This is a genomic window from Streptomyces sp. NPDC004838 (assembly GCF_053600955.1).
Genome location: NZ_JBSGAW010000001.1, coordinates 60,087 through 81,910 on the forward strand (window position 1 = coordinate 60,087; position 21,824 = coordinate 81,910).

General features: G+C 70.3%; 17 protein-coding genes. 5 read left to right on the forward strand and 12 right to left on the reverse strand.

Features of this window, described 5'->3' with window-relative positions; all coding sequences use genetic code 11:
• The first annotated feature begins 290 nt into the window (after positions 1–290).
• From ACWEFL_RS00280 to ACWEFL_RS00290, 3 genes are all read left to right on the forward strand, one after another.
• Entirely contained in the window at positions 291–1,445 is a 1,155-nt protein-coding gene (locus tag ACWEFL_RS00280) for an aldo/keto reductase (RefSeq protein WP_451705206.1), read from the forward strand.
• 421 nt (positions 1,446–1,866) lie between these two features.
• Positions 1,867–3,033: a PQQ-dependent sugar dehydrogenase gene (locus ACWEFL_RS00285; protein WP_451705208.1), complete on the forward strand. Its 1,167-nt coding sequence runs from the start codon at positions 1,867–1,869 to the stop codon at positions 3,031–3,033.
• Between the two features lie 13 nt (positions 3,034–3,046).
• A complete protein-coding gene (locus ACWEFL_RS00290) occupies positions 3,047–3,364 on the forward strand; it encodes a DUF6191 domain-containing protein (protein ID WP_451705211.1) in 318 nt (105 codons plus the stop codon).
• A 187-nt stretch (positions 3,365–3,551) separates the two neighbouring features.
• Here ACWEFL_RS00290 and ACWEFL_RS00295 read toward each other — a convergent pair whose 3' ends face one another.
• The 4 genes from ACWEFL_RS00295 to ACWEFL_RS00310 form a co-directional block, all read right to left on the reverse strand.
• Positions 3,552–4,355 carry a GNAT family N-acetyltransferase gene (locus ACWEFL_RS00295; RefSeq protein WP_451705213.1) on the reverse strand — a complete coding sequence of 268 codons (804 nt, stop codon included), beginning with the start codon at positions 4,353–4,355 and terminating at the stop codon, positions 3,552–3,554.
• 61 nt (positions 4,356–4,416) lie between these two features.
• Positions 4,417–5,049, reverse strand: a complete 633-nt coding sequence (locus ACWEFL_RS00300; RefSeq protein WP_451705215.1) for a hypothetical protein — start codon at positions 5,047–5,049, stop codon at positions 4,417–4,419.
• A gap of 111 nt (positions 5,050–5,160) precedes the next feature.
• Entirely contained in the window at positions 5,161–5,823 is a 663-nt protein-coding gene (locus ACWEFL_RS00305; RefSeq protein ID WP_451705217.1) for a GNAT family N-acetyltransferase, read from the reverse strand.
• A gap of 113 nt (positions 5,824–5,936) precedes the next feature.
• Positions 5,937–8,186, reverse strand: coding sequence for an MMPL family transporter (locus tag ACWEFL_RS00310; protein ID WP_451705219.1), 2,250 nt, complete (start codon positions 8,184–8,186; stop codon positions 5,937–5,939).
• 522 nt (positions 8,187–8,708) lie between these two features.
• On the opposite strand from ACWEFL_RS00310, the gene ACWEFL_RS00315 reads away from it, so the two are divergent.
• Positions 8,709–9,617: a hypothetical protein gene (locus tag ACWEFL_RS00315; protein ID WP_451705221.1), complete on the forward strand. Its 909-nt coding sequence runs from the start codon at positions 8,709–8,711 to the stop codon at positions 9,615–9,617.
• Positions 9,618–9,875: 258 nt separating this feature from the next.
• On the opposite strand, the gene gatB is transcribed toward ACWEFL_RS00315, so the two are convergent.
• The 8 genes from gatB to ACWEFL_RS00355 all read right to left on the reverse strand — a co-directional run bounded on the left by gatB (position 9,876) and on the right by ACWEFL_RS00355 (position 20,743).
• Positions 9,876–11,387, reverse strand: a complete 1,512-nt coding sequence (gene gatB / locus ACWEFL_RS00320; protein ID WP_451705223.1) for an Asp-tRNA(Asn)/Glu-tRNA(Gln) amidotransferase subunit GatB — start codon at positions 11,385–11,387, stop codon at positions 9,876–9,878.
• 32 nt (positions 11,388–11,419) lie between these two features.
• Entirely contained in the window at positions 11,420–11,659 is a 240-nt protein-coding gene (locus ACWEFL_RS00325) for a hypothetical protein (protein WP_451705226.1), read from the reverse strand.
• Between the two features lie 180 nt (positions 11,660–11,839).
• The gene (gene gatA, locus ACWEFL_RS00330; protein WP_451705228.1) at positions 11,840–13,333 is read right to left on the reverse strand and encodes an Asp-tRNA(Asn)/Glu-tRNA(Gln) amidotransferase subunit GatA; all 1,494 of its coding nucleotides are present in this window, start codon (positions 13,331–13,333) and stop codon (positions 11,840–11,842) included.
• Between the two features lie 7 nt (positions 13,334–13,340).
• Complete coding sequence (gatC, locus tag ACWEFL_RS00335; RefSeq protein ID WP_451705230.1) at positions 13,341–13,637, reverse strand: Asp-tRNA(Asn)/Glu-tRNA(Gln) amidotransferase subunit GatC; 297 nt, start codon at positions 13,635–13,637, stop codon at positions 13,341–13,343.
• A gap of 363 nt (positions 13,638–14,000) precedes the next feature.
• Positions 14,001–16,250 carry a putative bifunctional diguanylate cyclase/phosphodiesterase gene (locus tag ACWEFL_RS00340; RefSeq protein ID WP_451705232.1) on the reverse strand — a complete coding sequence of 750 codons (2,250 nt, stop codon included), beginning with the start codon at positions 16,248–16,250 and terminating at the stop codon, positions 14,001–14,003.
• Between the two features lie 316 nt (positions 16,251–16,566).
• Entirely contained in the window at positions 16,567–18,750 is a 2,184-nt protein-coding gene (ligA, locus tag ACWEFL_RS00345; protein WP_451706140.1) for an NAD-dependent DNA ligase LigA, read from the reverse strand.
• 162 nt (positions 18,751–18,912) lie between these two features.
• Positions 18,913–19,911 carry a methionine synthase gene (locus ACWEFL_RS00350; protein ID WP_451705234.1) on the reverse strand — a complete coding sequence of 333 codons (999 nt, stop codon included), beginning with the start codon at positions 19,909–19,911 and terminating at the stop codon, positions 18,913–18,915.
• Positions 19,912–20,053: 142 nt separating this feature from the next.
• Complete coding sequence (locus ACWEFL_RS00355) at positions 20,054–20,743, reverse strand: SDR family oxidoreductase (protein WP_451705236.1); 690 nt, start codon at positions 20,741–20,743, stop codon at positions 20,054–20,056.
• Positions 20,744–20,890: 147 nt separating this feature from the next.
• Here ACWEFL_RS00355 and ACWEFL_RS00360 point away from each other — a divergent pair, with 147 nt between their 5' ends.
• Entirely contained in the window at positions 20,891–21,688 is a 798-nt protein-coding gene (locus ACWEFL_RS00360) for an alpha/beta fold hydrolase (RefSeq protein ID WP_451705237.1), read from the forward strand.
• The last annotated feature ends 136 nt before the right edge of the window (positions 21,689–21,824 follow it).

A 21,824-nucleotide genomic window follows, 5' to 3' on the forward strand; every position in this document is an offset into this window, starting at 1 on the left:
CCGAGACGGTTCCCGGGGGCCGGTTCTGTGGCCGGAGGCCGTCACCGGTCCGCGTCCGGCGGCCCTGCGGCTGAGTGCCGCCCGACCGCACGGTCCTGCGGGCGGGAGTCACCACCACGCGGTGGTAACGGAGCGTGTCCGTACGGCCGCGTACGAGCCTCGGACGCCCGACGACCGTGCCGCACCGCGCCACGCCGGACCGGACCGTACCAGACACGGCGGGCCCACCGGCGGACCTCTCCGACCACCGCACTAGTTTGGTGTGCGGCCGAGGGAGGGGTACGAGACCGGTGGAGCGCAGAACGATCGGCGCGGCGGCGTTGAGGGTGGGTGCGGTGGGACTCGGCTGTATGCCGATGAGCTGTGCCTACACCACCTCTCAACAGCGCGGAGACCGCTCCTTGCGCACGGTCCACACGGCTCTGGACGCGGGCTGCACCCTGCTGGACACGGCCGATATGTACGGTCCCTTCACCAATGAGCTGCTCATCGGCCGGGTGCTGCGGGAGCGCCGCCGTGACGCGTTCGTCTCGACCAAGGTCGGACTCCTCGTCGGCGATCAGCATGTGGTGGCCAATGGGCGGCCCGACTATGTGAAGCGCGCGTGCGACGCGTCGCTGCGGCGGCTGCAGTCCGATGTGATCGATCTCTACCAACTGCATCGCGCCGACCCCGAGGTGCCGGTCGAGGAGACCTGGGGCGCGATGGCGGAGCTGGTGAGCGCCGGGAAGGTACGGGCGCTGGGGCTGTGCGCGGTGGGAGCGCGCGGCGGATCCGCCTACGCGGGTGGCGGGCACGGGAGCGTGACGCGTGGCGGGGCGGGCGGCTCGGGAGGCGTCGTCGCAGGCCGCGGACCGTCACGGTCCGCACCGTGGCGGTCCGCACCGTCCGGATCCGGTCGGTCCGGATCGGGTCCGTCCGGATCGGAACCGTCCGGAGCCGGGGACCTGTACGGCGGAACGATCCGGCAGCTGGAGCGTTTGCAACAGGTCTTTCCGGTGAGCGCGGTACAGGCGGAGCTGTCGGTGTGGTCACCCGAGGCTCTGGAGCGGCTGCTGCCGTGGTGCGCGGCGCGGGGGGTGGGGTTCCTGGCCGCGATGCCGCTCGGCAACGGCTATCTGACCGGGACGCTGACCCCGGGACAGGGCTTCGAACCGGACGATGTGCGGGCGCGTCATCCCCGCTTCACCGCGGAGATGATGGCGGCAAACCAGCCGGTGGTGGCCGGCCTCCGCCGTGTCGGTAGACGCCATGGTCCCGACACCACTCCCGCGCAGGTCGCACTGGCGTGGGTGCTGGGCCGGGGCCGCCATGTGGTGGCGCTGCCCGGCACGAAGCGCGAGAAGTGGGCGCTGGAGAACGCGGCCTCGGTGGGGCTCGCTCTCTCGGAACGGGACGAGCGGGAGATCGCGGGGCTGCCTCGTCCTCGAGGCTCCTGGGACTGAACCGGGCGGATCGGGCTCGCGTATCACCACGGGATCGCCTCACGCGGGCAGCGCCGCCTCACCGCGAGTATCGCCTTGTCACCACGAGTATCGGAGGGGACTGCCGCCGGTTCTGGTGCGTCGCGTGCGGGAGGGGCGCCGTGCGGAAGACGCGGCGTGGGATTCGGTGCGTCGGGTGGATTCCGGGGGAATCCGGGGCGAGTAACGCGAGTCCGCCGGGCTGGAGCGGGGGCCGCCCCAGCCGCCGGGACGCCCCCGTGTCTCCCTGTAGAGCGGACCGGAACCGAGCCGGGAACCGACACGGGAACCGGGCCGGAAACCGGGCCGGAAACCGGGCCGGAAGATCGGGAACCTCCGGGACTCGGGCGGTGTAAGAAAGGTAGGAACGCGCTCAAACGGAGCCGCCGAAGGGATCAGAATCGTGCGACGTCCTGGTGTGACGGCCGTCCTGGCCGCTTCCGTCCTGCTGTTCGCCACAGGGTGCTCATCCGGTGAGGACAAGACGCCGAGCGTCGGGGACGGGACGCCCTCGGCGGGGGCGAATCCGTCAGCGGGCTCCTCCGGCGGCACTGCGACCGGATCGGGGCCGCCCGCCAAGGGCTCCGCGAAGGTGGTGTCCACGGTCACGGAGGGGCTGAAGTCGCCGTGGGGGGTGACCGCGCTGCCGGACGGCGATCTGCTGGTCGCCTCGCGCGACGAGGGCACGGTCACCCGCGTCGACGCGGAGAGCGGGAAGCAGACCGCCATCGGCTCGATTCCGGGCGTCTCCCCCATAGGTGAGGGCGGTCTGCTGGGCCTCGCGCTCTCGCCCGACTTCGCCTCCGACCGCCAGCTGTACGCGTACTTCACCACCGAATCGGACAACCGCGTCGCCCGCTTGCTGTACGACGAGCGAAAGCCGGCCGGGCAGCAGCTGGGCGCTCCGGACACGATCCTGCGGGACATCCCCAAGGGAGCCATCCACAACGGCGGGCGGATCGCGTTCGGCCCCGACAAGATGCTCTACGCGGGCACGGGCGAGACAGGGGACACGGGACTCTCCCAGGACCGGAAGTCACTGGCGGGCAAAATCCTGCGGATGACCCCCGAGGGCCGGCCCGCGCCCGGCAACCCCGAGGCGGATTCACTCGTCTATTCCCTTGGGCACCGCAATGTGCAGGGCCTGGCCTGGGACTCCGCCAAGCGACTGTGGGCGGCGGAGTTCGGACAGAACACCTGGGACGAGCTGAATCTGATCGAACCGGGTAAGAACTACGGCTGGCCGGAGGTGGAGGGCAAGGGCGGCAAGTCCGGGTTCGTCGACCCGGTGGCCCAGTGGAAGACCTCGGAGGCGTCTCCCAGCGGTATCGCGTACGCGGAGGGCTCGATCTGGATGGCCGCGCTGAGGGGAGAGCGGCTCTGGCGGATCCCTCTCGCGGGCACGGAACCCCTGGCCGACCCCCAATCGTTCCTGGAAGGAGAGTACGGCCGACTCCGTACCGTCGTTCCGGCGGGCGGCTCCAAGATTCTCCTGGTCACCAGCGAGACTGATGGCAGGGGATCGCCCGAGGCAGGGGACGACAGGATCCTCCAGCTGGAGGTGAAATAGGGATGTGCCGCCTGTGTTCAATATCTTCGAGCAGCTCTTCGCCCCCGGCAGGAAGCACACGGATGACGAGCGGAATCGGCTGGCGCTGACCAGGACGGACGTCGGTGACGGCGACCCGGGCCGGGGGCCGATAGACCTCGCGTCGGGCAAGGTCGTCATGCGGGCCGCCGCTCAAAACGGGCCGGAGGACACAGAGAGCCCAGGAGCCCCGGAGAGTGCGGAAGGCCCAGGAAACCCGGAGAGCACGGAGAACGCGGAGAACACGGAGAGCGGGGAAAGCGGAGAAGTCAGCAAAGAAACGGAGGGGCCTGGTCCGGAACGCGACCGGTGAGCTGGATCTTCCGGCCGGTTCCATGGCTCCGCGCTGACATTGAGCACTGGGCCCGCAGACATCGGGATCCTCCGCTTCCGTGGTCCTGAGCCCTGACCCCTGAGTGCCAAGGGCTCAGCCGCGGCGCCCTGTGGAGGAGGATCCGGGGCAGCGGGTCCTGTGCCGACCGGGCCCGGTCCCACGGATCTCAGCTCGTCCGCTCGCCGGCGCCCTCCGGGACGTCCGCCCGGACCTCGTAGAGGTAAGGGGTCGTCGCGCTCAGCTTCTCGAAGCCGAGGCGTTCGAGGATCGGGCGGCTGTATTCGGAGGCGTCGACCTGGAGGAAGCGGTAGCCCCGGTCGGCCGCGAGCCGGGCGCGGTGGGCGACCAGGGCACGGTAGATTCCGCGGCCCCGCCAGGCCGGCAATGTGCCACCGCCCCACAGACCGGCGAACTCCGTACCGGGGACGAGTACCAGACGAGCCGCGCACACCGGCGTCTCACCGGCCATGGCGAGGTTGAGCACCGCATGCTCCTGGCCCAGTTGCGCCAGGAGCTGTCCCCGCACCTCGTCGGCGCTCGTGCTGAATGCCTGCTCGTGCACGTCCGCCATCAGTTCCACACCGGCCCGGTCGGTGACCTCCTCCAGCCTTACGCCGTCCGGCAGCCCGGCGTCCTTGGACAGTTCCGCGATCTCGGCGACCATCAACGCCTCCTCGGGCTCCGCGGTGAAGCCGGCCGCCAGCAGCCGGTCGCCGAGGTCGTCGGGGCGGTCGTAGGCGTACAGCTTCCATTCGAAGTCCCGGCCGAGCGCCGTGAAGTACGCCAGCTGCTCGGCGATGACGGTGTCGGCGGTGGCGCGGTCCAGACGCGACCAGAGGATGCCGTTCCAGTCGGGACCGGTCTGGCGCACCACATCGCCGACCCGTTCGATCCGGGTTCCAGGGGTGTCATCGGTGGCGTCGCGGCGCATTCGGCGATCGAACAGGGCGATCATCCCGTCGTGGTCCATTTGCTCATCAGATCACCCGGACACGGCCCTCACCAGGGATTTTCCCTATCGCCCACCCGGCTCAGGAACCGGCGCTGGGCAACGACAGCAGGAGGTCGAAGTACATGCCGAGTGAGACGAGCAGCCCGATGCCGCCGAGTGCGGCCGCGGCGAGGGCGAAGGCCCGCACCCAGCCGGGCTTGGCCGGCCGGGTGAGCACGGCGAGGCCGATGAGCAGGGCGAGGAACGCGAAACCGCCGTTGACGAGCGCTGTGGTGTGCCAGGCGTCCCCGTAGATCGCCGAGATCTGCTCGGCCGGGGTGCCCTGGGACGTCTTGATCTGGCCGATCAGGGTCTGGCGCTCGGCGGCGATCCGCCCGACCCAGCTGCCGCTGAGGCCCACGACGCCGAGTCCGGCCGCGATGACGGACGCGGCGGCGGACAGCAGCCCGGAGGAGCCACGGGGAGTCTCCTCGTCCTCGAGGCTCTCGTGATCTTCATCGTCGTCGAAGTCGTCGAAGCCGTCGGGGTGGTCGTTGCCGTCAGCGTCCTTGTCCTCGGTGGCGTTCTCGGCTCCGGCGCCGTCCGTGGCGGCCTTCGACGCCTCTGTGGGGCCGGTCGCTCCGGCGGTCGTCCCGGATGCCTCGGTGGTACGTTCCCCGTCCTCGGGCGGAGCGGTGGTTCCCGTGGTCTTGTCGGTGTCTGTGGGGTTCATTCGGCGCACGGTAGGGGGCCTGTCTGAGAGTCCCCTTAACGCGCGCCCTCCCGAAGGGGACGATCACTCCCCAAAGGGGACGATCAGCCCTCACAGGGAGCCCGAAGGGCCTCAGGATGCCTCGCGGACACCCGTCAGTTCCCGCCATCGCGGTGCCAGCATCGACCAGACCTCCAAGTCGTGCCGTACGCCCCGGTACGGATACGCCTCCCGCAGAATCCCGTCCCGCTGCATGCCCAGCCGTTCGGCGACCCTGATGCTGGCGGTGTTCCCGGAGGAGACCACCCATTCGACGCGATGGATGCCCCGCTCCCCCACGGCCCAGTCGATGAGCACCCGCACGGCGCGGGTGACCAGGCCCCGGCCCACACCCGCCGGTTCGAGCCAGCAGCCGGCCTCGCAAGTCCCCGAGGCGGCGTCGAAGGTCCGGAAGAGCACCCCGCCGACGAGCGTCCCGTCCAGCCAGATCCCGTAGATCCGCCCGGCGTCGGCGGCCTGTTTGTCGGCGTACGACTGGAGGAACGCTCGCGCGGAATCGAGGTCCTCGGCGGCGTCGGGGAGTGCGATGAATCCGCCGATGAACTCGCGCCCCCGGTCGATGTGGGCAAGGAATTCCTCGGCCCGCCAGGGCTCCAGCGGGCGGAGTTCCGCCGTCCCCCGGCCGACCCCGCCTGAACCGGAACCGGAACCAAGGCCGGAACCGGAACCGGAGCCAAGGTCACCGGTGCCGGGAACGGGGCCGGAGTCAGTACCACCCAGGGGTATCGCAAACATCGCCGTTCACTGCCCTTGTCCGTGTCTGTTGTCTGTGTCTGTGTCTGTCGCTGGTGCTGCCGCTGAGTACCGCCGCCGCTCCTGTACCGCCACGGCTCTCGTGCCTCGACCGGTTACGGCACCAGATGCTCGTCGTCGGCCAGACGCTGCTCGGGAATCGTCGCACGCGTACGGGAGGCCGGGCGCTCGATGCTGATCCGCGGCAGGCGGCGGTCCAGCCAGCCCGGCAGCCACCAGTTCGCGCCGCCGAGCATGTGCATGAGGGCCGGGACCAGGAGCGTACGCAGAACGAAGGCGTCCAGGGCGACGGCGGCGGCGAGCGCGATGCCGAACATCGCGATGATCCGGTCTCCGCTGAGGACGAAGGCGAGGAAGACCGAGATCATGATGACGGCGGCGGAGTTGATGACCCTGCCGGTCTCGGCGAGACCCACGCGGACGGCCCGGCGGTTGTCGCCGGTCTCCAGCCACTCCTCGTACATCCGGCTGACCAGGAAGACCTGATAGTCCATGGAGAGCCCGAAGAGGACGGAGACCATGATGACCGGCAGGAACGGTTCGATCGGGCCGGCCCTGCCGAGCCCGAGCAACTCGCTCCCCCAGCCCCATTGGAAGATCGCGACGACGACTCCGAAGGAGGCGGCGACGGCGGCCACGTTCATCACGGCGGCCTTCAGCGGGATGCCGATCGAGCGGAAGGCGAGCAGCAGAAGCAGAGAGCCGAACGTGATCACGACGCCCACGAAGAGCGGCAGTTTGCCGACGATGACAGCGGCGAAGTCGTCATAGCCCGCGGTCACACCCCCGACGAGGACGTTCAGGCTCGTGCCGTCCGTGGCGGCGGGCAGGAGGTCGTCGCGCAGACGGTCGACGAGCGCGCTGGTGGCCTTCGACTGAGGCGCCGAGTCGGGTACGACGGTGAGCAGGGCGGTGTCCCCGCTGCCGTTGACGGTCACCGGGCCGACCGACGCGACCCCCTCGGTTCCCCTGAGCGCGTCCGGGAGCTTCTCCATGGCGAGCCGGTCGGGGGTTCCGTCGATGCGGGCGACGAGGGTGAGCGGGCCGTTGACGCCGGGCCCGAAGCCGTTCCCGGAGCCCTTCGGCGTCCCGTCGGCCGGCGCGGGGCCGCCGTACGCCAGCAGGTCGTACGCCTTGCGGGTGGTGGACGAGGACGGATTGTTGCCCTGGTCGGACGTGCCGAGGTGGAGCGAGAGGGCCGGCAGCGCCAGCACCGCCATGACGACGACCGCGACGGCTCCCAGCGTCTTGGGGCGGCGTTCCACGAAGGCGGACCAGCGGGCGGCGAAGCCGGTGGGCACCTCGGGCTCCGGCCCGTGCTCGCTCAGCCGCCGTCGCTCGCGGCGGCTGAGCGCCCGCATGCCGATGAAGGACAGCAGGGCCGGCAGCAGCGTCACGGACGCGGCCACGGTAAGTACAACGGTGAGGCCGGCCGCGATCGCGACGCCGTTGAGGAAGCTGAGCCGCAATATCAGCATGCCGAGCAGAGCGATGCAGACGGTGGCACCAGCGAAGACGACGGCCCGTCCGGTGGTGGCGACCGCGTTCCGGGCGGCCTCGGGGACCGTGAGTCCGGCGCGCAGACTCTTGCGGTGTCTGGTGACGATGAAGAGGGCGTAGTCGATCCCGACGCCGAGCCCGATGAGCATGCCGAGCATCGGGGCGAAGTCGGCGACGGTCATCACATGGCCGAGGAGCACGATGCCCGAGTACGCCGTGCCGACGGAGACCAGGGCCGTGGCGATGGGCAGCAGACTGGCGGCGAGTGAGCCGAAGGCGAGGAAGAGGACGACCCCGGCGACGGCCACGCCGACGATCTCGGCGATATGACCGGTGGACGACTCGGTCAGGCCGATCGCCGTGCCGCCCAGTTCGACCTGGACGCCATCGGTCTGCGCGGCCTTCGCCGTGTCGATCACGGCTTCGATCTGCGATTCCGGTACGGAGTCGGCGCGCCGGTCGAAGGTGACGGTGGCGTAGGCGGTGTGACCGTCCTCACTGATCTGCCCGCCGCCCTTGGCTCCGTACGGGCTGCCGACGGTCGCGACCCCGTCGAGTCCCGCGACCGAGTCGAGCATCTGGGCCATGTGCTCACGCACGGGGGCCGCGCGGACGCTGCCGTACTCGCTGTGCCAGACGATGGTGTCGCTGTCGCCGGACTGCTCCGGGAAGCCCTCTGTCATGAGAGCGGTGGCGCGGCCCGATTCGGTGCTGGGGACCTCGTAGTCGTTGGAGTAGGAGCTTCCCGCGATCCCCGCCGCGACCGCGACCCCGGCACAGGCGAGCAGCCAGATGAGCACGGTGACGAGGCGGTGCGCGATACACCACCGGGCGATTGCTGCCAACGGACGTGCTCCCTGGGTGGTTCACGGATCTTTGATCGGGAACAGCCCGAATGAACTCAAAGAACGCAAAGAACTCGAAACTGATGACGCTACTGAGACCCACTCTGGCAGTCCATGGTGATCGTTTGCCCCTTCCACCCCGTTTCGTGGGTTTACTCACAACGGGGAACGGGAGCACCGGGGCCCGGCGTGCTGCCTGAAGGCAGTGATGCGCGCCTCAGAGATTCAAGTGCGGCAAAACCCATGACAGCGATGAAACACACCACTCGGTTCAGGAGATGCCACCGCCCGCCCGCCGGGTCCGTCCGTGCCCCACCGTGGCCCTCCGTGGCTCTCCGTACCATGGCCTGGTCGCCGGTCCACGACCGGAGGAACCGGGCCGGGTGTCTGTGCGCACCCCGTCAGCGCACCCCGCCTTCCACCGACTCCGTACATGACAAGGGGCGCGGTTCCGGTGCCCGAAGGGGAAGGTCCGACAGTGGTCCGTCACGGGCCGGTCAGTTGTCGGTGACGGCTGGCACGATGGACGGCATGGAGACCACGGGGACCAATCAGCCGACCCTTGACCCGGGCCGCGCGGCGGAGTTCGCCCTGATGTTGCACGATGCGCCGGGGGCGTACTTCGGCCGCGCTCCTGTGCCGGTGCTCGCCTATGACCCGATGGCCTCCCTTCGGGAACGGCGGGACGCCTTCCACCAGGTGTACGCGGCGATTGTGAACCGTATCGGAGAGCCGACGGTCTACGGCGGCTCGGCGCACGGGCCCAATGTCCGCTGGCGGGACGCCAGGAGGACGGTTCTGCTGCACGGGACCACGCACTGGGCCCTGCTCTCGGTCCACAACACGGACTTCCTGGAGCACGCGGAGCACCGCAGCTTCGATTGGGGCGGCGGCTGGGGGGCGGCCGAGCCGCATGGCTTCGATCTCCTGCCGTATATCTGGCAGTTGGACCGCGGCGGCCCCGGTGAGCGACCGGTGGAGCGCACCGGCGGCCGGATGGCCTCCTGTCTGGAGCATTTCGAGAGCGCGCTTCAGCTGATGCTGGCCGCCTGGGTCGAGCAGCTTCCCGTACAGGTCGGCGGCGACTGGGCGGGGTTCTCCCTGACCAGCGCGGCCGACCGGGGCCGCCAGTTGCAGATCTCGTACTCCTTGGAGGACGGGCTGCATGTCTCGGTGGACGACCGTGACGGCGAGGACAGCCCGGAACGTGCCCTGTTGATGCGCTCACGCGGCTGGCAGTCCCGCGACCGCGGCTGGTGGCAGGCCGAGTTCCCCGAGCCGGAGCGGCCCGAGACCGTGGAGGCGGCGCGGCTGGCACTGGCGGAGCTGAGAGCACGCGGCACCCGGGAGCCGAAGGAGCTGAGAGCACGGGACGTCAGCTGCAAGGACCGCGGTGAGCTGCTGCTGCCCGGCCTGGGGATACGCCACTAGCTCACGGGTCGCGATCCGGTACGGCCGTCGCGATCCGGGCAGCGAACACACGGGCGAGTGCGGGCGAATGGGAAGCGGGAGCGGGGAGCGGGAAGCGGCACGTGGGGCGTGGGGCGCGGGGCGCGGGGCGCGGTGCAGGCGACGGACGCCGGGCCCAGCTCACCGCCTCGTCCACGCGAGTGCGCACGAGGGGCGGCCGGCACCCGTCGGTGCCGACCGCCCCTCGTGCGGGACGACTGATGCCGTCAGCTGATGCCGTCAGCCCTCGGCGACGCCGAGCTTCTCCAGGATCAGCTCCTTGACGCGCGCCGCGTCCGCCTGGCCGCGCGTTGCCTTCATGACCGCGCCGACCAGTGCGCCGACGGCCGCGACCTTGCCGCCGCGGATCTTGTCCGCGACGGCCGCGTTCGAGGCGATGGCCTCGTCGACGGCCGCGCCGAGCGCGCCCTCGTCGGAGACGACCTTCAGGCCACGCTTGTCGACGACGGCGTCGGGGTCGCCCTCACCTGCGAGGACGCCCTCGATGACCTGGCGCGCCAGCTTGTCGTTCAGATCCCCGGAGGCGACGAGGACGGTGACCCTGGCCACCTGCTCCGGGGTGATGGGCAGTTCGTCCAGACCCCGGCCGGACTCGTTGGCGTGACGGGCCAGCTCACCCATCCACCACTTACGCGCCTGGTCGGCGGGCGCGCCCGCTTCGGTCGTGGCGACGATCAGATCGACAGCGCCCGCGTTGAGGATCGACTGCATGTCGTGCTCGGAGACGCCCCACTCCTCGCGGAGGCGGTTCCGGCGCAGGCGCGGCAGCTCGGGCAGAGACGCCCGCAGCTCCTCGACCCACTCGCGGGACGGTGCGACGGGTACGAGGTCGGGCTCCGGGAAGTACCGGTAGTCCTCGGCCTCCTCCTTCACCCGGCCGGAGGTGGTGGAACCGTCCTCCTCGTGGAAGTGACGGGTCTCCTGGACGATCGTGCCCCCGGCTTCGAGTACGGCGGCGTGCCGCTGGATCTCGTACCGGGCGGCGCGCTCGACCGAACGGAGCGAGTTGACGTTCTTGGTCTCGCTCCGCGTACCGAACCGGTCCGCGTCCTTGCGCATCAGCGACAGGTTCACGTCACAGCGCATCTGGCCCATCTCCATGCGGGCCTCGGAGACGCCGAGCGCCTTGATCAGCTCGCGCAGCTCGGCCACATACGCCTTGGCGACCTCGGGCGCGCGCTCGCCGGCACCGGTGATCGGCTTGGTGACGATCTCGATCAGCGGGATGCCGGCGCGGTTGTAGTCGAGCAGGGAGTGGGACGCGCCGTGGATACGGCCGGTGGCACCGCCGACATGCGTCGACTTGCCGGTGTCCTCCTCCATGTGGGCGCGCTCGATCTCCACCCGGAAGACCTCGCCGTCCTCCAGCTGAACGTCCAGATAACCGTTGAAGGCGATCGGCTCGTCGTACTGGGAGGTCTGGAAGTTCTTCGGCATGTCCGGATAGAAGTAGTTCTTCCGGGCGAAACGGCACCACTCGGCGATCTCGCAGTTCAGCGCGAGACCGATCTTGATGGCGGACTCCACTCCGGTCGCGTTGACGACCGGGAGCGAGCCGGGAAGGCCAAGACAGGTGGGGCAGGTCTGCGAGTTGGGCTCGGCGCCCAGCTCGGTGGAACAGCCGCAGAACATCTTGGTCTTCGTACCGAGTTCGACATGGACCTCAAGGCCCATGACAGGGTCGTACCCGGCAAGAGCCGCCTCGTACGACACCAGTTCAGTGACGGTCACGGTGAAACTATCCCTCTCAGCTCTCGGCTCTCTCAGCCGAACAGCACGTCGTCGTCGCCGATGCGCTTCAGTTCGCGTACCAGCAGGGCGACGCCCGTGATGATGGCGGCGGCGGAGATCGCTGCGTCGACGAGCCGGAGCGTGTCGTGCTCGCTACGGGCCTTCTTCGCCTGCTTGAAGACTCCGACAGCGCCGAACGCGGTGGTGCCGATCGACAGGTAGGTGCCGGCCTTCGACTTCTTGAAGCTCTTGGCCTTGTTCAGTGCACTCACTGTGTTCCTCCGTTCGCTTCTCCGCCCACTCGGCGCAGAGGTACAGCCATCATCGTCAACCGCGGACCGGAGGCCGAGCGCGCGACGCTCACAGCGTTCCTCCGTTCGCTTCTCCGCCCACTCGGCGCAGAGGTACAGCCATCATCGACATCCGCGGACCGGAGGCCGAGCGCGCGACGCTCACAGCGACGGAGCCTCCTCCAGCAGCGGGTGCCCCCACCTTTCCACGAAGGCGGCCTCGACGGCCGCGCCGACCTTGTACAGCCGGTCGTCCTTCATGGCGGGGGCGATGATCTGGAGCCCGACCGGAAGGTTGTCCTCCGGTGCCAGGCCGCACGGCAGGGACATCGCCGCGTTGCCTGCCAGGTTGGCGGGGATGGTGCACAGGTCGGCGAGGTACATCGCCATCGGGTCGTCGGCGCGCTCCCCGATCGGGAACGCGGTCGTCGGAGTCGTCGGCGAGACGATCACATCGACCTGCTCGAACGCGCGCTCGAAATCTTGCGTGATCAGCGTACGGACCTTCTGGGCGCTGCCGTAGTACGCGTCGTAGTAGCCGGAGCTGAGCGCGTACGTGCCGAGCATGATGCGGCGCTTGACCTCGTCGCCGAAGCCCGCCTCACGGGTGAGCGCGGTGACCTCCTCGGCGGACTTCGTACCGTCGTCCCCGATGCGCAGGCCGTAGCGCATGGCGTCGAATCGGGCGAGGTTCGAGGAGCACTCGGACGGCGCGATCAGGTAGTACGCCGAGAGGGCGAGGTCGAAGGACGGGCAGTCCAGCTCGATGATCTCCGCGCCCAGCTCTTTCAGCAGGGTGACGGCCTCGTCGAAGCGCTGGACGACTCCGGCCTGATAGCCCTCGCCGCGGAACTGCTTGACGACGCCGACGCGCATGCCCTCCACACTGCCGTTACGGGCCGCGTCGACGACGGCCGGGACCGGGGCGTCGATGGAGGTGGAGTCCAGCGGGTCGTGACCGGCGATGACCTCGTGGAGCAGCGCCGCGTCCAGGACCGTACGGGCGCAGGGGCCGCCCTGGTCCAGCGAGGACGAGAACGCGACCATTCCGTAGCGGGAGACTCCGCCGTACGTGGGCTTGACGCCGACCGTTCCGGTGACGGACGCGGGCTGGCGGATCGAACCGCCCGTGTCCGTGCCGATGGCGAGCGGGGCCTCGTACGAGGCGAGCGCGGCGCTTGATCCGCCGCCCGAGCCTCCGGGGATCCGGGTCAGGTCCCAGGGGTTGCCCGTGGGTCCGTACGCGCTGTTCTCGGTGGACGATCCCATGGCGAACTCGTCCATGTTCGTCTTGCCGAGAATGACGACGTCGGCCTCCTTCAGCTTCCGCGTCAGGGTCGCGTCGTACGGCGGGATCCAGCCTTCGAGGATCTTGGAGCCGACGGTCGTCGGGATGCCCTCGGTGGTGAAGATGTCCTTCAGCGCGAGCGGCACGCCCGCGAGCGGGCCGAGCTTCTCGCCCGCCGCGCGCTTGGCGTCGACGGCGCGGGCCTGCGCGAGCGCTCCGTCCCGGTCGACGTGCAGGAAGGCGTGCACCTTCTCGTCGACAGCGTCGATACGGGCCAGATGGGCCTCGGTGACCTCGACCGCCGTCAGTTCACCCGTGGCGATCTTCGCGGCGATCTCGGCCGCGGTGAGCTTGATGATGTCCGTCATGATGGTGTTAGTCCTCCCCCAGGATCTGCGGCACCTTGAAACGCCGCTGCTCCTGGGCCGGGGCGCCCGAGAGCGCCTGCTCGGGGGTGAGCGACGGACGGACCTCGTCCGCGCGCATGACATTCGTCAGCGGCAGCGGGTGGGAGGTCGGGGGCACGTCCTGGTCGGCGACCTCGGCGACGCGGGCGACCGCGCCGATGATGTCGTCGAGCTGACCGGCGAAGTGATCGAGTTCCGCGCCGGACAACTCCAGACGCGCCAGCCGGGCGAGGTGGGCGACCTCCTCGCGCGTAATGCCAGCCATGCAGCGATCCTCAGGGGTGAGTGTGTGTGGTTTGGCTCCAATCCTATGGGGCAGCCCCCCGTGCACACGAAACGGTTGAACGAGAGCCCGGTTCCGCTAAGGGCTGTCCGCGCCCGCCGCCGCGGGCAGGGGCGTCCGCGCGGGGCAGAGGTCCGGTGGCCTGCTGCCCGCCGTACGGGCCCTGCCGCCCCGGCCTCCCCGAGAATCCGCGACGCGCCGCAGCCATGAGCGAGGCCCGGAGTGGGCTGGTCCGGCCCGTCCGACGGTTGAGGACCAGCCCGGAGGACGTCGCGCGGTCACGGGCGGAGCCTCCGGTCGGCTGCCGGCGGGCAGAGCCGGGCACGCGCCCCGCTCAGGCGACCGCTACGGCAGAACCGTCCGCCCCGAAGGCTCGCTCGCCTCCGAAGCAGAAGCCGAGGCCGAAGCCGAAGCCGCCGAGGCGGGTGCCGGCGCAGCGTTCGAAGCCGCGACCGCGGCCGTGGCGGAGGGCAGCGAAGGCGCGGCCGCCGATGTGGATGCCACCGGCGCCGCCGACGACTCCCGCTGGCGGTGCCAGCCCCTTTCCCCCCGTGCCCGGAGCCATGCCGTCGCCTCCTGCGGCGGCATCGCAGCGGCGACCAGCCACCCCTGCACCGCGTCGCAGCCCAGATCCCGCAGCCGCTCCCAGGTCTCGTCGTCCTCGACGCCCTCCGCGACCACCAGCAGCCCCAGCGAGTGCGCCAGGTCCACGGTGCAGCGGACGATCTCCGCGTCCTGGTTGTCGACCGCGAGGCGGGCGACGAAGGAGCGGTCGATCTTCAGCTCGCTGACGGGCAGTCGGCGCAGATGGACGAGGGACGAGTATCCGGTGCCGAAGTCGTCGAGCGACATGCGCACGCCGTGGTCCGTCAGCCCGGCCAGCGTGTCCGCGGCGCGCTGGGGGTCCTCCAGCAGGACGTGCTCGGTTATCTCCAGCTGAAGCGACCCGGCGGGCACACCGTGCCGGGCCAGACGCGCGGCGACGGCCCCGGCGAAGCCGGGGGTGTGGACGTCGCGGGGGGAGACATTGACGGCGACCGGCACATTCAGCCCCTGCTCGCGCCACTTCGCGACCTGTGCGAGCGCCGTGTCCAGCACATATTCCGTCAGATGCGGCATGAGACCGGAGGACTCGGCGATCGCGATGAACTCGTCGGGCGGCACCCGGCCGCGGTCCGGGTGGACCCAGCGGACGAGCGCCTCCAGCCCCGCGACCTGACCGTCGAAGCGGACCTTGGGCTGGTAGTGCAACTCCACCTCCCGCGCGTCCAGCGCCCGCCGCAGATCTCCGAGAAGGCCGAGCCGGTCGGGGGTGTTGCTGTCCCGCTTGGACTCGTAGACCTCGACACCCGTGCGGTCCCGCTTGGCCTGATACATCGCCACATCGGCGCGGCGCAGCAGACCTTCCGCGTCCAGCGCGTGCTCCGGGAAGACGGCGACTCCGGCGCTCGCCTCCAGGACGAGCGTGAGCCCGTCCAGATCGAGCGGCGAGGACAGCTCGGACGCGAGCTGTCGGGCGACGCGCTGTGCGCTGGTGATGGAGTCGGCGGTGGGGAGCAGTACGGCGAACTCGTCGCCGCCGAGCCGCGCCGCCTCGGCCCCACGCGGAAGGGCGTGCCGCAGCCGGTGCGCTATCTGCAACAGCAGCCGGTCGCCCGCGAGATGCCCGAGGGTGTCGTTGACCGAACGGAATCGGTCGAGATCGATCAGCACGAGCGCGGCACGGCAGCCGTCGCTCTCCGCCTCGTCCAGCGCGGCCCAGGTCCGCTCCAGCAGCCACTGGCGGTTGGGCAGTCCGGTGAGCGGGTCCCGCAGTTGCTCCTCGGCCCTGGCCCTGGCGATCCACAGGGTGGAGTCGAGGGCGATCATCGGTACGGCGAAGAGGGGCAGCGCCGGCGGCAGGGTCACCGCCACGACGCAGACGAGTGGGGCGATGCCGAGGAGGGCGACCGCGACAAGGCCCTGCCGCAGCAGGGCCGTACGGGCGATCGTGGGCAAGCCGCCGGCATGGGGCGCCAGCACGTACCAGAGAAGGAGGCGGGTGACCGCGAGATACGTCATGGCCGCGAGGACCACTTCCGGTACGGCCCCTATACCCCAGTCGAGTGGCGACCAGGGCTCTTCGACGCTCGGCGTCCGGCCGAAGAGCCAGAGGACGAGGGCGGATGCCCCGATGCCGAGGATGTCCACGGACCCGTGCACCAGGCCCTGACGCCAGCGGTGGCGGCGGGCGGCGCCCACCAGGGTGACGACGGCCAGGCTGACGAGCGCGGCCGGAACCCACCCGTAGAGCAGCAGCACGGCGACGGTGAGGGCCGCGCCGGAGCCCGTGCCGCCCCACCAGCGGTCACGGCCGAGAGCGACGAGATGGCCGACGATGATCCCGGTGAGCAGGGCGAACGCCCAGCCCGTCGTGGAGCCCGGGAACAGCCCTCGTCCGTCGCGCACCGCGCTGACGACCGCGGTGGCGGTGACGAGGGCGGCTCCCGCGATCACGGCGACGGGCAGTCCCGGCGATATGCCCGCAAGGCCGCCGGCCAGGGCCGCGAATGCACGCGGCCGTGGGACCGGGGCAGCGCTCTCGGTCGGTTCCATTCCCGTCCCTCTCACAGCCGGCGGTGCCGATGTCTCGCGATGGTTCCCGTGGTCATGCCACCACGACTGAAATCCCACCACGCAGCCGTGCACGACAGGCGCACGTCTCAACAGTAGGCGGCAGGAGGCTCCGACGGGCAGCGCTCTACAGCTCTTGCCCGAATGCGACCCGGCCACCCTTCTCCATCTGCTATGCGCTGAACGGGTGACTGTTACCGGTCGTTCCCCCTGGCCGGAGGACGTCTTGTTCCCGCCATGCGCGCCCCTTCCGACTACTCGCGCGAGCCTCCCCCGCGCCCCGTATGCGCCCCCTCTGTCACGCCTCTTCAGGCACTGCCGCCTCACGAGCCGCATCCGGTCCTTGTTCCAGCAGGATCGCGAAGCCGTTCTCGTCCAGAACCGGCACCTTCAGTTGCATCGCTTTGTCGTACTTGGAACCGGGGTTGTCGCCGACCACCACGAAGCCCGTCTTCTTCGAAACGGATCCGGTCACTTTCGCGCCTCGGCTCTGAAGGGCTTCTTTTGCGCCATCCCTGGTGTAGTTCTCCAGCGTTCCGGTGACGACGACGGTGAGACCTTCGAGCGGTCTGGGCCCCACGTCCTCCCCGGCGCCCTCTTCTTCCATCCGGACCCCGGCCGCCCGCCACTTGCGCAGGATCTCCTGGTGCCACTCCTCGGCGAACCACTGCTTGAGCGAGGCGGCGATGATGCCGCCGACACCGTCGGTGGCCGCCAACTCCTCCTCGCTCGCCTGCTCGATCCGCTCGATGGAACGGAACTCGCGGGCCAGCGCCTCGGCCGCGACCGGGCCGACATGGCGGATGGAGAGCCCGGTCAGGATCCGGGCGAGCGGGCGGTTCTTGGCCGCCTCGATGTTCTCCAGCATCGCCGTCGCGTTCTTCCGGGCCTCGCCCTGCTGGTTGGCGAAGACCGTCGCGATCTTCTCCTCGCCCGTCTTCGGGTCCCGCTTCGGCAGTCCGCTGTCCTGGTCGAGGACGTACGCCTTGATGGGGAGCAGCCGTTCGATGGTGAGGTCGAAGAGATCGCCCTCATCTTTGAGCGGTGGCTCGGACGGCTCCAGGGGCTTGGTCAGCGCCGCCGCCGCGACATAGCCGAAGTGCTCGATGTCCAGCGATCTGCGGCCCGCGAGATAGAACAGGCGCTCCCGCAACTGCGCAGGGCAGGACCGGGCGTTGGGGCAGCGCAGATCGACGTCGCCTTCTTTCATGGCCTGCAACTGCGTCCCGCACTCGGGGCAACGGGCCGGCATCACGAAAGGCGTCTCGGTGCCGTCCCGCAACTCCATGACCGGCCCGAGGATCTCCGGGATGACGTCCCCCGCCTTGCGCAGCACCACGGTGTCCCCGATGAGGATGCCCTTGGCCTTGACCACGTCCTGGTTGTGCAGGGTGGCGAACTCGACCTCGGAGCCCGCCACTTTGACGGGCTCCACCTGTGCGTACGGAGTGACCCGGCCCGTGCGGCCGACACCCACGCGGATGTTGACCAGCTTGGTGTTGACCTCCTCCGGCGGGTACTTCCAGGCGATCGCCCAACGCGGCGCCCGCGCGGTGGAGCCGAGCCGGCCCTGGAGCGGAATCTCGTCGAGTTTGACGACGACTCCGTCGATCTCGTGGTCCATGGAGTGCCGGTTCTCGCCGTAGTGGGCGATGAACTCCCGTACGCCGTCGAGTGAGTCCACGACCTTGTTGTGCCGGGCCGTGGGCAGGCCCCACTCCCGGAGCAGGTCGTACGCGTGCGACAGACAGCTGATGTCGAAGCCCACCCGCGCGCCGATGCCGTGCACCACCATGTGCAGCGGGAGGGTCGCCGTGACCTTCGGATCCTTCTGGCGCAGCGATCCGGACGCGGAGTTGCGCGGGTTGGCGTACGGCTGCTCGCCCGCCGCGACGCGTCTCGCGTTCAGCTCCTGGAACTTGTCCATCGGGAAGAAGACCTCGCCGCGGATCTCCACCAGTTCCGGGATCCGGTCGCCGTGCAGCCGGTCCGGGATGTCGGAGATGGTGCGGACGTTCGGTGTGATGTCCTCTCCGACGCGACCGTCGCCGCGGGTCGCGGCACGGGTCAGCCGACCGTGCTCGTACGTCAGGTTCACGGCGAGCCCGTCGACCTTCAGCTCGCACAGGAAGTGGAAGTCCGAGGTGCCGACCTCGCGCTCGACGCGCTCGGCCCAGGCGGTCAGCTCCTCCTCGTCGAAGGCGTTGTCGAGGGAGAGCATGCGCTCGCGGTGCTCGACCTTCGCCAGATCCGTCTCGTAGTGCCCGGCGACCTTCTGGGTCGGCGAGTCGGGCGTACGCAGGGCGGGGTACTGGTCCTCCAGCGCTTCGAGCGAGCGCATCAGCCGGTCGAACTCGCTGTCGCTGACGACCGGCTGGTCCTTCACGTAGTACCGGAAGCGGTGCTCCTCGACCTGTTCGGCGATCTGGGCATGCTGCTCCCGTGCCTGTGCGGGCAAGTCCACGTCATCCCGCGCGGGCAGGTCAGCACCGTCCCGCGCGGGCGAGTCCGTTTCGTCCTGCCCGGGCGGGTCCGTTTCGTCCCGTGCGGGCAAGTCCGCGTCGTCCTGGGCGGGCAGTCCCGTCCGCTCTTCGCCAGTCACCGATTCATCCTCCCGATTCCCCGGCTCTTCCCCGTGACCCCATTACTCAGGGTTGTCCGCGAGCGAACTCGCGGCCCGGACGCAGTGGGCGAGCGCCGCCCGCGCGTACGCCGGTGAGGCGCCCGCCAGGCCACAGCTGGGTGTGATCACCACGGACTCGCTCAGAGTCCCCGGTTTCAGCCCCAGCCTGCGCCACAACATCCTGACACCCATGACGCTACCTGCCGGGTCCGACAATGCCGTGTCCGTGGACGGCACGACCCCGGCGAACAGCCTGGTGCCGCTCTCGACCGCCTCCCCGATCAGATCATCATCACGCTCGGTGAGGAGATCGAAGTCGAAGGAGATCCCCGCCGCCCCGGCCCGCCGCAGCAGTGCGAACGGCACTTCGGGGGCGCAGGAGTGGACGACGACCCTCTCGCCGCCGATCACCTCGCGCAGGGTGGCCTCGACGAGCTGCCGGTCGACCGCCCGGTGGGTGCGGTATCCGCTCGCCGTCCTGACCTGCCCGCGCAGCACGGCGGTCAGCGACGGTTCGTCGAGTTGGAGCACCACCCGCGCGCCGGGTACCCGGCGGCGGACGTCCGCCAGATGCGTACGGAGCCCTTCCGCGAGCGAGGCGGCGAGATCCCGGTGGGCGCCGGGGTCCGAGAGAACCGCCTCGCCGCCGCGCAGTTCCAGCGCGGCGGCAAGCGTCCACGGCCCCACGGCCTGGACCTTCAGCGGGCCCTCGTAGTCGCCTGCGAACTCCTCCAGCGCGTCGAGGTCCTCGCCGAGCCAGGAACGGGCGCGCCGGGTGTCGCGTCCCGGCCGGTCGCTGACCCGCCAGCCGCTGGGCTCGACATGCGCGTACAGCTCGACGAGCAGTCCCAGGGTCCGTCCGATCATGTCGGAGCCGGGTCCTCGGGCGGGCAGTTCGGGCAGGTGCGGGAAGTCCTCGAAGGACCCGGCGACGGTCTTCACGCTCTCGCGGGCGTCGCCGCCGGGCATGGAGCCGACGCCGGTGGCCGGGCCCCAGGTGAACTCGCTCTTCTCACTCACCCCGGAAGCGTACGTGCCGGTTGGGCCGTGGGTGTCGAGGGTCGGCGGCCGACGGCTGCCAGGGCGGGAGCGAGGTGGGGGGAGGGCCGGTGGGGCAGGTGGAGAGCCGGTGTGGCCGTGGGGCCGGGGAGGCCCGTGGGGCTCAGCGTCCGGGCCGTAGCGTCAGGTCGTTGATCTCCGCGTCACGCGGCAGATCGATCGCGGTGAGGATCGCGGTGGCGACCGAGTCCGGTTCGATCCAGCGGTCCGGGTCGTACTCCTTGCCCTCCTGGGAGTGCACTTTCGCCTGCATGGGGCTCGCGGTGCGTCCGGGGTACACGGAGGTCACGCGGACTCCGTTGCCGTGCTCCTCCTGCCGGAGGGAGTCGGCCAGCGCCTTGAGGCCGTGCTTGGAGGCCGCGTACGCGCTCCAGTCCGCGTGGGCGGCGAGACCGGCGCCCGAGTTCACGAACACGACATGGCCGCGGGCGGCGCGCAGTTGCGGCAGCAGCAACCGGGTCAGTTCGGCGGGCGCGATGAGATTGGCGTTGAGCTGCTGGTGCCAGGTGGTGGGGCGCAGCTCGGCCACGGGGCCGAGGTCGATGACGCCCGCGATGTGCAGCAGGGAGTCGATCCGGTCCGGCATGGGCTGGTGCGAGAACGCCCAGGAGATGCGGTCGGGGTCCGCGAGATCCGCCACGAGCGTACGGGCACCGGGGTACTCGGCCGCGAGTTCCTTCGCGCGTCCGGCGTCACGCGCCAGCAGTACGAGATCGTCGCCGCGCTGATGGAGCCGGAGCGTCACGGCGGCACCGATGCCGGAGCCGGAACCGGTGATGAGATGGGTAGCCATGGCGCCCATGCTCGCACTCCGGGAACGAGCCGCAGCACACCGTCCGGGGCCATCGCCCCCGCCGACACCTTCGGACGCGAGTTCGGACGCGAGAGAAAATCATGGGGTGAGCGATGAGTTCCGCTCCGGTCGCCGGTCCGCACTCGTATGGACAACAGGAACCGGACGCTCGGCAAGGCCCAGTCGGGGGACGGCACGGTCATCGCGTACGAACGGCGGGGCGAGGGACCCTCGGTGGTGCTCGTGAGCGGCGCGCTGTCCACGGCGGCGACGGAATCCGCGCTCGCGTCGCTCCTGGCGTCGCGCTTCAGCGTTTTCACCTACGACCGCCGTGGCCGCGGCGGCAGCGGCGACACCGCGCAGTACGCGGTGGAGCGCGAGATCGAGGATCTGGCGGCCGTGATCGAGGAGGCGGGCGGCAGCGCGAGGGTGCACGGGATGTCGTCGGGGGGCGTGCTCGCGCTCCGGGCGGCGGCAGCGGGGCTGCCCATCGACCGGCTCTCCCTGTACGAGCCGCCCTTCGACCCGACCGCCCGGCCCGGGGGTGCGCCACGGGAGTTCGTCGTACGGACCCGTGAACACGTGGCGGCGGGAGAGCCCGGCGCGGCGCTGGCGCTCTTCCTCGCCGAGGTCGGGGTGCCCGCTGAGGTGATGGAGCAGATGCGCCACTCCCCCGTGTGGGCCGATCTGGAGTCGGTGGCGCACACCCTTCCGTACGACTACGAGGTGATGGGCGACGGCTCGATCCCCGTCTGTCTGCTGCACGAGGTCGCCGTGCGCGCCATGGTCGTCGACGGCGGTGCGAGCCCCCAGGGGATGCGGGAGGCCGCGCGTTCGGCTGCGTCCGCGCTGCCGCGCGGCTGCCACCGCACCCTTACGGGTCAAACGCACGAGGTGGCGCCGCATGCGCTGGCCCCGGTGCTGGAGGAGTTCTTCTCCGGCTGAGAGCTGCGCGTTGTCCGGGCGCGGGGGGCTCGGACAACGCGCGTCCACGCGGGTTCGCGGCCTTCCGGTCCGCGCGGCCTTCCGGCCCGACAGCTCCCGGTCCGACGGCTCCCGGTCCGACGGCTCCCGGTCCGAC

Excerpts from the sequence above, each read along its gene's own strand:
- ACWEFL_RS00295 (WP_451705213.1), bottom strand. The coding sequence starts at position 4,355 with ATGGACCACGACGGGATGATCGCCCTGTTCGATCGCCGAATGCGCCGC.
- ACWEFL_RS00300 (WP_451705215.1), bottom strand. The coding sequence starts at position 5,049 with ATGAACCCCACAGACACCGACAAGACCACGGGAACCACCGCTCCGCCC.
- ACWEFL_RS00305 (WP_451705217.1), bottom strand. The coding sequence starts at position 5,823 with ATGTTTGCGATACCCCTGGGTGGTACTGACTCCGGCCCCGTTCCCGGC.
- ACWEFL_RS00315 (WP_451705221.1), top strand. The coding sequence starts at position 8,709 with ATGGACGGCATGGAGACCACGGGGACCAATCAGCCGACCCTTGACCCG.
- gatA (WP_451705228.1), bottom strand. The coding sequence starts at position 13,333 with ATGACGGACATCATCAAGCTCACCGCGGCCGAGATCGCCGCGAAGATC.
- gatC (WP_451705230.1), bottom strand. The coding sequence starts at position 13,637 with ATGGCTGGCATTACGCGCGAGGAGGTCGCCCACCTCGCCCGGCTGGCG.
- ACWEFL_RS00340 (WP_451705232.1), bottom strand. The coding sequence starts at position 16,250 with ATGGAACCGACCGAGAGCGCTGCCCCGGTCCCACGGCCGCGTGCATTC.
- ACWEFL_RS00355 (WP_451705236.1), bottom strand. The coding sequence starts at position 20,743 with ATGGCTACCCATCTCATCACCGGTTCCGGCTCCGGCATCGGTGCCGCC.
- ACWEFL_RS00360 (WP_451705237.1), top strand. The coding sequence starts at position 20,891 with ATGGACAACAGGAACCGGACGCTCGGCAAGGCCCAGTCGGGGGACGGC.